The sequence below is a fragment of the Pseudomonas sp. F1_0610 genome, assembly GCF_047470865.1.
Classification (GTDB): domain Bacteria; phylum Pseudomonadota; class Gammaproteobacteria; order Pseudomonadales; family Pseudomonadaceae; genus JAZDRH01.
The window spans coordinates 38,932-51,285 of record NZ_JAZDRH010000017.1; the positions used below are offsets into that span (position 1 = coordinate 38,932).

13 protein-coding genes and 1 tRNA gene are annotated in these 12,354 nt (G+C 43.0%); 8 read left to right on the forward strand and 6 right to left on the reverse strand.

Annotation, left to right across the window (positions count from 1 at the left end; all coding sequences use genetic code 11):
• Nucleotides 1–34: 34 nt before the first annotated feature.
• The 4 genes from cas6 (at nucleotide 35) to VQ643_RS10580 (ending at nucleotide 3,022) form a co-directional block, all read left to right on the forward strand.
• A complete protein-coding gene (gene cas6, locus VQ643_RS10565; protein WP_414199736.1) occupies nucleotides 35–901 on the forward strand; it encodes a CRISPR system precrRNA processing endoribonuclease RAMP protein Cas6 in 867 nt (288 codons plus the stop codon).
• Between the two features lie 137 nt (nucleotides 902–1,038).
• Nucleotides 1,039–1,377, forward strand: a complete 339-nt coding sequence (locus VQ643_RS10570; RefSeq protein WP_414199737.1) for a YkvA family protein — start codon at nucleotides 1,039–1,041, stop codon at nucleotides 1,375–1,377.
• Between the two features lie 508 nt (nucleotides 1,378–1,885).
• Nucleotides 1,886–1,961: transfer RNA gene (locus VQ643_RS10575), tRNA-Val, on the forward strand.
• 242 nt (nucleotides 1,962–2,203) lie between these two features.
• Nucleotides 2,204–3,022, forward strand: coding sequence for an FKBP-type peptidyl-prolyl cis-trans isomerase (locus VQ643_RS10580; RefSeq protein WP_414199738.1), 819 nt, complete (start codon nucleotides 2,204–2,206; stop codon nucleotides 3,020–3,022).
• 84 nt (nucleotides 3,023–3,106) lie between these two features.
• Here VQ643_RS10580 and VQ643_RS10585 read toward each other — a convergent pair whose 3' ends face one another.
• On the reverse strand, nucleotides 3,107–3,568 hold the full coding sequence (locus VQ643_RS10585) for a hypothetical protein (protein WP_414199739.1): 462 nt from the start codon (nucleotides 3,566–3,568) through the stop codon (nucleotides 3,107–3,109).
• Between the two features lie 67 nt (nucleotides 3,569–3,635).
• On the opposite strand from VQ643_RS10585, the gene VQ643_RS10590 reads away from it, so the two are divergent.
• Genes VQ643_RS10590 through VQ643_RS10600 form a run of 3 tightly spaced genes read left to right on the forward strand, consistent with a single transcriptional unit; the run spans nucleotide 3,636 to nucleotide 4,678 of the window.
• Complete coding sequence (locus VQ643_RS10590) at nucleotides 3,636–3,944, forward strand: helix-turn-helix domain-containing protein (RefSeq protein ID WP_414199740.1); 309 nt, start codon at nucleotides 3,636–3,638, stop codon at nucleotides 3,942–3,944.
• On the forward strand, nucleotides 3,944–4,279 hold the full coding sequence (locus tag VQ643_RS10595; RefSeq protein WP_414199741.1) for a hypothetical protein: 336 nt from the start codon (nucleotides 3,944–3,946) through the stop codon (nucleotides 4,277–4,279). Before VQ643_RS10590 ends, VQ643_RS10595 begins: the two co-directional genes overlap by 1 nt.
• A gap of 9 nt (nucleotides 4,280–4,288) precedes the next feature.
• On the forward strand, nucleotides 4,289–4,678 hold the full coding sequence (locus tag VQ643_RS10600) for a tetratricopeptide repeat protein (protein WP_414199742.1): 390 nt from the start codon (nucleotides 4,289–4,291) through the stop codon (nucleotides 4,676–4,678).
• A gap of 71 nt (nucleotides 4,679–4,749) precedes the next feature.
• On the opposite strand, the gene VQ643_RS10605 is transcribed toward VQ643_RS10600, so the two are convergent.
• Both VQ643_RS10605 and VQ643_RS10610 read right to left on the reverse strand, forming a co-directional pair.
• Nucleotides 4,750–6,819, reverse strand: coding sequence for a M48 family metallopeptidase (locus tag VQ643_RS10605; protein ID WP_414199743.1), 2,070 nt, complete (start codon nucleotides 6,817–6,819; stop codon nucleotides 4,750–4,752).
• Between the two features lie 163 nt (nucleotides 6,820–6,982).
• On the reverse strand, nucleotides 6,983–9,070 hold the full coding sequence (locus tag VQ643_RS10610; RefSeq protein ID WP_414199744.1) for a carboxy terminal-processing peptidase: 2,088 nt from the start codon (nucleotides 9,068–9,070) through the stop codon (nucleotides 6,983–6,985).
• Nucleotides 9,071–9,186: 116 nt separating this feature from the next.
• Between VQ643_RS10610 and VQ643_RS10615 the strand changes: the two genes are divergently transcribed.
• Entirely contained in the window at nucleotides 9,187–10,137 is a 951-nt protein-coding gene (locus VQ643_RS10615) for an NAD(P)H-quinone oxidoreductase (protein WP_414199745.1), read from the forward strand.
• Nucleotides 10,138–10,185: 48 nt separating this feature from the next.
• On the opposite strand, the gene VQ643_RS10620 is transcribed toward VQ643_RS10615, so the two are convergent.
• From VQ643_RS10620 to VQ643_RS10630, 3 genes are read right to left on the reverse strand one after another with little or no spacing between them, the layout of a single operon-like run.
• Nucleotides 10,186–11,469 carry a M18 family aminopeptidase gene (locus tag VQ643_RS10620; RefSeq protein WP_414199746.1) on the reverse strand — a complete coding sequence of 428 codons (1,284 nt, stop codon included), beginning with the start codon at nucleotides 11,467–11,469 and terminating at the stop codon, nucleotides 10,186–10,188.
• A gap of 19 nt (nucleotides 11,470–11,488) precedes the next feature.
• Nucleotides 11,489–11,911, reverse strand: a complete 423-nt coding sequence (locus VQ643_RS10625; RefSeq protein ID WP_414199747.1) for an META domain-containing protein — start codon at nucleotides 11,909–11,911, stop codon at nucleotides 11,489–11,491.
• Between the two features lie 5 nt (nucleotides 11,912–11,916).
• Complete coding sequence (locus tag VQ643_RS10630; RefSeq protein WP_414199748.1) at nucleotides 11,917–12,354, reverse strand: hypothetical protein; 438 nt, start codon at nucleotides 12,352–12,354, stop codon at nucleotides 11,917–11,919.

Here is a 12,354-nt window from a genome sequence, read left to right on the forward strand (position 1 = left end):
CACTGCCAGCCATTTTTATAGGTAGTAAACTGTTATGGCAGCGACAGCGCTTTTACAGGTAGCTTCACACATGCAGGTTCTTCGCCTGCATTGCACCTTTGAGATACTGCAAAACGGTGAGCTTCCACTATTTAAAGGCTCTACTTTACATGGCTGGCTCGGGCAGCAACTGCTCAAACAGGACCCCCAGCTGTATAACCTAATGTATGCAGAGCATGAGCAACAGCAGCTCAAACCTTATGCCTTGGCCTGTAATGACCAGCGTACTGCTGTGGTTGAGCAAGCCACCTTGAGTTTTGAGTTGGCGCTATTTGGCAGCGCTACGCAAATAGCGGGGCGCTTGCTAGAGGCTATGTCCAGCCACCCATTAGGCTTAGGCCCAACACGGATACCCATTCGTCTACACAGCTTAGCCAGCCGAACGCCCCAAGGATTGCGTATCGGCATTCATCCTATGCCCTTGCTGGACTGGCTAGTAACCATTCCTGCAAATGTGCAGCATGAAGTTGTACTTCAACTTAAAACCCCGCTACGCATCAAACACAAAGGCAAAATTCTAAGGCAAGGCGTGCCGCCACTTAGCCTTGTACTTGCCCAAGTGCAGCGCAGGTTAATGTTACTTGTTAGGTCCTGGGTAAATGCCGATCCGGCGCTCAGCAGATTGCTGACTACAGCTGTACCCCTAGGAGAGCATGAGGCTTTGCATAGCCCGGTCTATTTTGAAGACTGGCAGCGCTACTCCAACCGTCAGAGTAAACACCTACCCTTTGGTGGCTTACAGGGCGAGCTCAGCTATAGGGGCGATATATTTCATGCGTTGGCCTGGTTGCAAGCCGGGCAGCTAATGCAAATTGGTGGCAAAACCTCATTTGGGCTTGGTTATTATCAACTCCTGTATTAAAAACAGCTTTAACAGTTAACAGCAAGCTGTAACTACTGTTTGCTGCATGCCGTAAGCTTACCCCTTAAGACTTTGACATTGCTTTCCCTTATGGTTGCAGCTAACGAGTAAAGCAATCAACGCAAGGGGTAAATACTATGCAATCGCCGCATTACGACCAAACATATACTGATAGCGGCTTTTGGGCCAAAGTAAAGCGCTATGCTAAAACAGCGGGTAAAGCAGTTCTTGAGCCAGCACTGCAAATGTATTACGCTCTGCAAGATGCAGATACACCCGCTTGGGCCAAGGCAACCATTATTGGTGCGCTGGGCTACTTTATATCTCCACTTGACCTTATTCCCGACATGCTTCCTGTAGTGGGTTATAGTGACGACCTAACGGTCTTGCTCGCCGCTATAACTGCTGTTGCCAAGTATATAAAGCATGAGCATAAAGCCAAAGCGCGCGCAGTAATGTTGCGTTGGTTTGATTAACGAGCTTTTTTGTTAGGGATTGTTAGGCACTTGTATTGGATGCTGAACATTAAATAGCTCTGTTATAAGTGCCGTGCTAACACAATGGCTGGTAAAGTGGGAGGGGGTATGCACTGGTTAGTTTACTATGACATTCAAAATGCCCGTAATCGCCGTAATGTGCTTAAAATTCTACGCAGTGGCAGCCTTGGCTATCAAAAGTTAAGAGCGTCCGGAAACCGGACATCGAAAATGTAGGTTTTGGTGACCGTGACCAGATAAATGGCTTTGATTGATCTTAACTAACTTCGTCGATTTTAGGCAATATGCAATAAAATTGCGATTAAAATCAATTAGTAGTATTTTAGACTCATTGAAAATATTTTGCTGGCGCGGCCTTTCACACCAGGGGCGCGGGTTCGAGTCCCATCTGCTGCGCCATTTACTAAGAAGGCTTAGTAAATACAAGAAACGGCTTAGGCCGTTTTTTATTTTCGGCCTATTAGTCCGTAAGACCAAACCTCATTATGGGTGATTAGCTCAGCTGGGAGAGCATCTGCCTTACAAGCAGAGGGTCGGCGGTTCGATCCCGTCATCACCCACCATATTTTCCTCGTCCCCCTTCCTATATACGGCTATTCTAGCTGGTCTTTGCAGGCTGTCATAAAACTGCCTCGCTTTCTAATAAGCAAAAGAATCAGTCTTGCGCTTGGCTATTATTAATAGGCTGATGTAGCACAATAAAGCAGGAACCATTCAGCAAATTAGCTATCTAGATGATTCGCCAGCTTAATAGTAAGTGGTATGCTGGTTTACCTTTAAAGACACGCAACACTTAGGAGTTTGCATGAAACTTACCCGCATGGCTGCTGCAATTGCTTTAACAAGTTTGGTTTTGACTGGTTGCAGTGAGCAAGAACAAGACGTAAAAACATCAGCCCCAGCCGTTGCGCAAGCCCCAGCCGCAGCTAATAGTGATCAAGCTAAAGAAGCTTTTGCTAGTGTAGAGCAAAAGGTTTCTTATGGTTTAGGTTTGCAGTCAGTAGGTATGTATCCTGATGAGTTAACCAAAGAAATTGAGGTAGATGCTTATCTTGCTGGTGTTACGGATGGCTTAAAGAAAAATAACCCACAGGTAAGTGAGCTTGAACTCCAGCAAGCCTCGGAAGTCATGTTTAAACGTCTACAAGAAAAAATGGATGCAGAAAATGCTAAAGCTGCGCAAGCGGGCAAAGATTTTCTAGCTGAAAATACGAAAAAAGAAGGCATTATTACCACAGAATCTGGCTTGCAATATCAAATACTGAGTAAAGGTGATGGCAAAGGTGCTAAACCTGTCGCTCAGGATATTGTAAAAGTACATTACACAGGCACTTTGATTGATGGCACTGTGTTTGATAGCTCAGTTGAGCGTGGTACGCCATTGGATATTCCAGTTGGTGCTGTGATTCCAGGTTGGCAAGAAGGCCTACAGTTGATGCACGTAGGTGATAAGTTTAAATTCTTTATTCCAAGTGATTTAGCTTATGGCCCACAAAGCCCGTCGCCAATGATTCCTGCTAATGCTGTGTTGGTTTTTGAGGTTGAGCTAATTAATATCAACCCAACAGAAACAGAGCAAGAAGCAGCCGATCAACAAGCTGCTCAAGAAAAGGTAATCAAATAAGCTGCTGTAGATTAACAGCTTGCATTATGAACTGAACCCGAACAGCCTATCTCGCTTTTCGGGCGCAGTTTATTTACGGGTTTCTTATCTCTCTCGCCAAGTAACCCAAGTATCTGTGCCATCAATTTTTCCTGAAAATTCAGCGCTTATGAAAAATGCAGCTTGCTGTGCTAAGTAGCTATTAATATGTTGCTCACGGCTCCAGTAATCTTCTTGTGTTTGTAGTTGCTGCTGGCTGAATTGTTTAGCATACAGCGTTGAAATTTGCTGAAAATTATTGTGTTTACGCTGCTTTGCATAATCAATAGGATGAAGATACTTGGTTGCTGTAAGCCAGCTTAGCCATTGTTGATTGTTTTGTTGGCACAAAGAAAATATTTCAGGCGAGAGCCTTTGCAATTGATAGTTATCAGAGTCTATAAAGTCGTCTTTTTCCTCATTAAAAACCAATGAAAAATAATGGACACACTGCTGGTAATAAGCAATGCCAGAAATAGGCGTCATATCCCAATAATTGTCTACTAAAATTACGCGCTCTTTTAACATGTATCTGCACCTTTTATTCACAGTACAATATTACTAAGCTGTATCAACAAAATAAAAGGTGATTGTGATGAATGTGCAAGTAATTACGCGCGATGGCGAACCTGAGTATGCGGTTTTACCTTGGGCAGAGTATCAAAAATTAGTACAGGCAGCGCAGCTAGCTGAGCCAGCAGAGATTGCGCCTGAAAAACAACTTGTGTCTTGGCAAGCGCTTCCCAAGTTACGTGAGCAAGCAGGCTTTACACTAGAAAGCTTTGCGCGTGAATTGGGCATCAGTCCCTCTTATTGGCAGATGATAGAATCAGGTGAGCGGGAGGCCAGTGAGGTTGTGTTGCGCAATATCTGTCGTTTATTAAAGGTTGATGGTATTCAATAATGACGACTCAGCAGCTTGAGGCTTTATTAGATCATTTAATGCAGGCTCAGAAAGCACAGCGATTGCTGACTTATCGCGAACTAGTGGAACAGCTGTCTATTGCTCCGCCTGCCATTGCTCGGTTAAGTAGAGCATTAGAGCAATTACAGGCGTATGATTTTAAGCAGCAACAGCCTATGCGTTCGGCCTTGGTTGTGAGTCAAAGATTGCCAGCTATACCACGTTTGGGTTTTTTTGAGTGCTATAGCGCGTTGACAGGCCTAAGTATTCATGAGCAAGATCGTGAGCAGTGGCATGCTGATTACATTAAAGCAGTTTACCAATTTAGCTATTAGGAGATTACGATGCTGTGGTCAAAAATTAAGGCAGTTGTTGGTTACTGGTTCGCACGGCGTTTATTTAACCAGCGCTGGGCGGTAGAGAATGAAAAAATCTGGAATTGGATGCAAGGCCAATTCACCCGTAAAGCTGCTTTAGGTGATGTTAAAGCGCAGTCCTTTTATGGTTTTTTATTATTATTTAAAGGGCAGGGGCTAGGCGCGAAACAAGAAGGCATTCGCTTATTGAAACTAGCGGCTAACAATGGTGATGCGAAGGCTGCTTTTCAATTAGGTCAGTGTTATTACACTGGCACTTTAGATTGCCCAGAAGATAAAGAGCAAGCCAAACAATGGTGGGAAAAAGCACTGAGCTTAGGCCATCCTTTGGCAGAAACAAAACTAGCGAGTTTCTAATTTTTCTAGTGTTTAGTAGAAATTACATAATCAGCCTCTAAATTTGGGCTAGAGGCTAATTATTGTTTGGTTTATTGTTTATCTAATTCATGCTGTGCATAAGCGGCCCATATTTGTTTATGCACAACCTCAGCTAGTTCTTCGAGTGAAAGTTTTTTCTGTTGATAGATACGCGCACCTGCCATTTGAATAACAATTTTTTTCTTGGCTTTTTGATATTTAAAATAACGGTTAGTCTTTTTAAATTGAGGCTCTTGAGCATCACCTGCCAAAATAAAAGTCACCCCATAGAAGCCGTTACTTAGGGTAATTTCATAATCAGCAATATTATACACAGGATACGGTTGCGCTAAATATTCTGACTCTAGCTGAAAGTTACGGAAGATCAGCAGAGGTGCTTTTCCGCGATTTCTTGAAATATAAGCAACAAAGCCAAATAGTAACCCCAGCCAAATAGCATGCATTGCTGGTGAGCTAAACATTGTGGTGATAGCAGCAATAATGGCCACCAGACAGAAGAAACCACCTAGCACCGCCATAACCCAGAATAATCGGCGGCTTTCTGCAAGCATGACTTCAGCTGGCGCATTGACCTCACTAATAATACTTTTTAGGTTCTCAGTATACTGCTCTTTATGCTCTGTCACTGTATTTAAAAGTGCGGCTGTTAGCTCCATTGAAAGCTGTTTAGCGTCAGTAAAAAGGTGTTCAATAGTACTGTAGTCAGATTCATCAATAGGCCGTGAAGCTATGGCTAGCAACTCAGGTGTGGTGCTTTCTCCTAGTGCAGTGATGCGTTGCTGTGTTTGTGGGTGAGAGTCACTTGGGTGCGTGGTAGCGGCCTCTAAAAACTGCTGAGCATCTGCAACACCTTTTTCTCGCAAGGTATGCATAACACTGGCTAATAAGTCGTCAGTTGCTAGTTTTCCTGAATATACTTGTTCAAACACTGCATCAATAGCTTCATTAACCGCTGAAATCCGCAGCAATGAAGTCGATACAGCACTGGTGGAGCTGACGGATGCGCCTACTTTGTCGGCTTCAAATTCACGAATACGACTCCAATGATTCACCGCAAAATCAAATTGCTCTAAAAAATATAAGCCTAGGTAAATCGAGGAGCTCATTATCAGCTTACTGTAATGGTCTTCTACTTGGTTAACTACGTTAAAAATACTTTGGTGTAAGCCAGAATAAATCGGGGCAAAGTTTAAGCTATAAGTTGTATCTTCACCTGTAAAGTGCCCTAATTCGTGGCCAATAACTGCAGTTGCTTCTTGGTGGCTAAGTACTGCGGTGTAGATCAGAGGAAAGTACAGGGTTTTGCCTTCGACGGCTTGTTTACCGTTTAAGGTGATGGCATGTGAGGTTACGTAGAAGCAATCTGTCAGCCCTACAATAATGTTATCTGGGCTTTGAGTGCCTACTTTCTGTGCAATGCCATCAATCCACTGCCATAAAGCGGGTGCTTGGGTTCGGCTGATGATTTGACCATAGACTTCAGCCGGTTCACTTTCAAACATAGCAAAGCTTTGGCGTAGTTTGAACAAGCCTTTAATGATGTACCACGCAATAAATGCGATAGCTGCCAACGCTAAAAGTAATAGCTTGCCTGCTCCAGCATTCATTTTGAAATTGCTGATAAACCAAATCACTTCATAGGACATCAGCCCAATTATGCTAAGGCCAATCAGCGTGGTTTGCCCTGATAAAATAAATGGCAGTAGCTTGCGACATAAAACGAATGCTTTTAACAGCTCATCGCGAGATTGGCGGGCGCGGCGTCCGCTGTAGTTGCACAAAAACATAGCCAAGCCGCCTAATAGCAATGCAATAAAGCCAGTGAGGGCAGTGGTCATGCTAAGGTAGGCGCGTGCTTTGATGGAAAGAATATAACCTTGGTTATTAGTAAGGCTGTGCTTCAAGGAAGCTAAATACTCTTTAGCAGGCACTACTTCTTTGTTATCAAAGGCTATTTGGGCATCAGGAGTTTGGTTAATCATCTGCTGTGTTTCAGCAATTTCTTCTACTACTCTATGATAGGTGTCCAGTCCATCGCTAATACGCCAATATTGAAAACTTCCATATACAGTTAAGGCTAAAGGTAAAGCCAATAACCATCCTAATAGTTTTGTGCGCATAGGTTTCTCTACTAACTATTGAAAATTTAAATGCCTATTTAGTAGTGTTATGATATTGGATTGTGGCAAAAAAATAGTAGATCTGAGCAATAAAAACTGCCAAAAAATGAACTGACCCCGAAAAGCTGGGCATACTTTTCGGGGTTTTTATATTAATAGTGGATTATTTTTTTAAGCTAATCCAGTCAATCAGTATGTTGCCTGTCTCAACAAGGTCGGCATCTTGTTCAGGTTTTTTGTTCTTTTCTTCCTCCAATGCTTTTAAGTAAGCAGCGCTGGAGTCTTCATCTTCCTGTTTAACTTCTTTAAGTAGCTCTTCACCTTTGGCTTTGCGTTTCGCATTTTCTAAGGCCAGTTGTTTGTTCTCAATTTCGGTCTGTTCTGCTTTGCGCTTGTTAAAATCTAATGACACTGTTGTCTGTTTCATTAGCTCGTTAGCTAAGGCAAGGCGATCACGGTTGTAGACAAAGTCGGGGTTATCTTTTACGCGCTGACTGTGCTTGCTAGTTAACTGTGCAAGGTAAGGTGAAATAGGATCTTGCTTAGGCTTAATTGCTGGCTGGATAGTATCCCAAGGTAAAGCTTCAGGTAGCGCACTTTCACCAATTTCATCAATATTGACTACTGCAGGGTAGCTGATATGAGGAACAACACCTTTGTGTTGAGTGCTTTGGCCTGATACACGGTAAAACTTAGCTATGGTGTATTTTAATTCACCATGATTGAGTGGCTGTACAGTTTGTACTGTGCCTTTGCCAAAGGTTTGCCCGCCCACAATAATGGCGCGGTTATAATCTTGCATAGCGCCAGCAAAGATTTCTGAAGCAGAAGCAGAAAGGCGATTAATCACAACAGCCAGAGGTCCTGAGTAATAAGCACCTTTGCTGCCATCTTCTAGACGATCAACTCCACCGCGACTATCACGTATTAGTACGGTAGGACCGCTGTCAATAAATAAACTGGTTAGTTCTTGAGCCTCTTGGAGCGAGCCACCGCCATTGTTACGCAGGTCAATAATAATGCCTTCGACTTGTTCTTTTTGCAGTTCACTGATTAGTTTTTTTACATCGCGTGTGGTGCTCTTATAGTTCGCATCACCTGAGCGGTAAGCTTTAAAATCTAAGTAGAATGCTGGGATTTCAATAACGCCGATTTTATGGTCTTTTCCATTTTCTTTTACGTTAAGTACCCACTTACGTGCGGCTTGTTCTTCAAGCTTTACAGCTTCACGCGTAATAGTAATGGTTTTTGACGTTAGGTCATTTGGCGCATTAGTGGCGGGAATAATTTCGAGGCGAACCTGTGAACCTTTTTTGCCACGAATAAGCTTAACCACTTCATCAAGGCGCCAACCAATGACATCAACCATTTCGCCTTTAGTACCTTGGCCGACAGACACAATACGGTCAGAAGTGGCTAGTAGCTTACTTTTCTCGGCCGGACCTGCTGGCATTAAACGCACAATTTTAGTGTATTCATTATCAGCCTGTAATACTGCACCAATGCCTTCAAGTGAAAGGCTCATGTTGATGTCGAAGTTTTCAGCGTTATCGGGCGATAAGTAGTTTGTATGTGGGTCGTAGGTTTCGGTAAAGGCGTTAATGTAAGTTTGGAATACATCTTCACCGCGGGTTTGTTCAACACGGCTTAGATGATTTTTATAGCGTTTGACTAATAGGTCTTGAATGGCTTTATCTTCTTTACCTGCCAATTTTAAGCGTAATACTTCATCTTTTAAACGCTTGCGCCATAGATCATGTAATTCTCTTGTATTTTTTGCCCAAGGTGCTTTTTCGCGGTCAAATACAAAGCTTTCGTCGACATTAAAGTTCATTTTGTCAACGCCGGCATTGAGCGTATCTAAGGCATAATTTAAATACTGATCTAGGCTGGCCAGTTTACGTTTATAGATGGTGTAGGCAGGAGAGAGGTTGCCTTGTTGTACAAAATTGGTGAAGCTATTTTGCCATTGGTTGAATTCTTTAATGTCCTCAGCGGTAAAATAAATACGCGCTGGATCAAGTGACTTTAGATAGTTAGCATAGATTTTCTGCGATTGTGCATCATCTAATACAATTTTGTTGTAATGCTTGCGTTTTAGAATTTCAGTAATGTTTAAGTTAGCAATAACTTGGTCGCGGGTAGGCGTTAGGTAATCCCACTTTCCGTAGTCGTAAGATGTTTTCGCAAAAGCTAAAGTGCTAAAGCTTAAAACGAGGGCAAGGCTGGTATGTGTGATAAATTGCTTCATGCTCGATCTACGTTATCTAAATGTGAATGCCGTATTAGGCTAACATAGCTTAATACAGTTCCCTTTGTCCTACACAACAAGTAGAACTTAACCACGAATTACACTATGGAGGCACAATGAAGGCTTTGCAAGGTATTGATGGTCAACCTTCGTTTGTAGACGTTAAGGCCCCAGATTGCGCACAGGGGCAGGTACGTATCAAAGTAATGGCTGTAGGGCTTAACCGTGCGGACCTATTACAAGTTAAAGGATTATATCCGCCACCTAAAGGAGTCAGTGATGTTTTAGGTCTAGAGTGTGCAGGTGTTATCACTGAAACTGGCGAAGATTCACGCTGGAAAATTGGTAACAAAGTTTGTGCGTTACTGGCTGGAGAGGGAATGGCAGAAGAAGTGGTGGTTGATGAGCGCCACGTTTTACCTATTCCAGAAGGTCTAAGTTTTGAACAGGCGGCTGTATTGCCAGAGGTATATAGCACCGCATGGCTTAACTTATTTCAGCTAGGTGATCTAAAACCAGGCGAGAAAGCCTTGCTTTATGCAGGTGCTAGCGGTGTTGGCTCGGCAGCCATTCAGCTATGTAAAGCCTTTAACAGCCCTTGCTGGGTTACTGTTGGTTCACCTGAGCGCCTGCAGCATTGCCAAGCGTTAGGGGCAGAAGGTGGTGTAGTGCGCCATCAAGGTATTGAGGCTTTACAGGACTTTGCCCCTTTTGATGTTGTACTTGATCCTGTCGGTGCTAGCTATGCTGAACAAACCTTGAAAATGCTTAAGCAAGATGGGCGCTGGGTTAATATAGGTTTAATGGGGGGGCGTAAGTTTGAGCTTGATATGGCGCTTATTTTAGGTAAGCGTATTCAGTTGATAGGCTCCACTTTGCGCGCGCGCGATGCTGATTTTAAAGCTCAGCTCATTCAAGATTTGGAAACCTATGTTTGGCCGTTGTTTGCAGCTTCTGAGCTTGATCCTTGCTTGGAGGAGGTATTTGATTGGGCAGAAGCTAAGGCAGCCTTTGAAAAGCTTGGCAGTAATACGGTGAGCGGTAAGTTAGCACTAAGTATCAATTAATAGCTGATGCTAATAGCCCATGGGTAAGCAACCACATGGGCTATTAGGTTATAGGTGCTGTTGATTATAAAAGGCACAAAGTGCCTGTATTAAATAACTAAGGTCATGGCTGCCAGCGGTTTCACGAATAGAATGCATGGCAAATGTAGGAACACCAATATCAATCGTAGGTATACCAATTTTACTGGCAGTAATAGGGCCTATGGTTGAGCCACATGCCATATCACTACGGGTAACAAAACTTTGATAAGGCACCTTCTGGGCTTCACAGAGCTGTCTAAAAAAGCCAGAGGTTTCACTTGTAGTTGCATAACGTTGGTTGGCGTTAATCTTAATCACAGGGCCTTTATTGAGCAGCGGGCCATGGTTTTGATCATGTTTTTCTGTGTAATTAGGGTGCACGCCATGTGCATTGTCGGCAGAAATCAATAAAGATTGTTGAATGCTACGTACAAAATCTTCCTCACTGCCATGAATGCGGCGCAATACCTGTTCTAAGAAAGGGCCATCAGCACCGCAGGCTGAAGCTGAGCCAACTTCTTCATGATCAGTACAAACTAATAGGCTGTTATATTGCTGGTTGCTAGTAATAAGAGCTTGCAGGCCAGCATAGCACGACAGTAAGTTATCTAAGCGGGCACTAGTAATAAACTCTTGATTTAACCCAATAACACTGGCGCTTTGCACATCATAAAAGCACAGCTCAAAATCTAAAATCTGTGCTGTATTAAAACCATGCTCTGCTTGTATCTGAGTCTGTAATAGCTGCTTGAAGTCGGGTGACTGCTCTGTTTCTAGTTGCGCTAAAATAGGCATTATTTCTTTTTGAGGGTTAATATCCCAGCCACTGTTTGCGCTACGGTTTAAGTGAATGGCTAGATTGGGTATATTGGCAATGGCACGTTGAAAGTTAATTAGGCAGCTATGACGTTGTTTGTGTTCATCCAAATAGGTGACACGACCTGCTAATGAAAGATCACGATCAAACCAAGGTGCTAATAAAACACCACCATAAATCTCAACGCCCAGTTGCCAGTAGTTTTTTTCTACATGGTTGGCATTGGGGCGTACTTTTAAGCATGGGCTATCGGTGTGGGCACCCACCATACGCCAGTTACTTTGATTGGCTTCCTGAGCGAGATAAAAAGCAATAATCGAAGAGTCGTTACGCTTAACTATGTAGCCTTGGTTTTTTTCTAGCTGCCAAGGCTCGCGCTCATCGAGCAACTGAAATCCTGCGCCTAATAAGCAACACTCAATATTTTTAGTGGCATGAAAAGGAGTAGGTGAAGCATTAATAAACTCAATTAAGCCTTGGCTGTGGTCAAGCATGGGTAATCCTTAAAAATACTTACTGACTTAGTGTGAGCACTAGTTCTTGTTGTTTACCATAGGTAATAATTAGCTTTTTCGTGCTTGCATCATAAGTCCAAAATTTAGCGCTTTCTAAAGCAGCAATAAACTCATTTTCTTGACGCATTAACGCAGCAGAGCATTGTTTACGTGTAGTGCCAATTGAGCTAATTAGCAAGGAATGATCACTCACTTGATAATGCGCCATAAAACTATTGCAGGAGGCTAAACCATAAGCCCTGTTGTCTTTTTCAAAGCTTAAAGTGGTAAAACTTCCCATAATAGGTTGACGATTATCAATAGATTCAATATGGAATGTTTTACCTAAGGGCAACTGTTTAGGGTTAGTGCTTAATAGCGAGCATCCTGTTAACGTTAAGCCTGTAATAACGGCACAAAGTAATTTAAATTGAGAGTTCATTTGATTTACGCCTCCTGCTGTTGGCATTGACGACATAGATGACGATCATGTCGATTTTGCCAGCCTAGTTCCATTAAACGAGCTTCTGCTGCGGGTGATAACGCTTTCTTGCCTAAGCTTGCATCAACTGCAAATTCTAAATTGAGCAATACAGCACACCCATCACAAGTTACTTGCCATGTGTGAATAGCAAGTTCTTTAAAGGCTGGACCGGTAGCAACTGCAACCCATTGGTTACTTGGATTGATAAGATGACGCACCTTGCTGACGGTAAGGCGCATGCTTAAGTCTTTGCTGCCCTTGAGTGTGACCAAAACCTGATCCCCTTTCTGAATAGAGCCACCTATGCCTGTTAATTGATATTGACCAGGGCTTAATGCGCGGCATTCAGTCAGTGTATGTTGGGGGTTGAGTAAGTTGTAACGAAAATCGTGTTCAGTCAT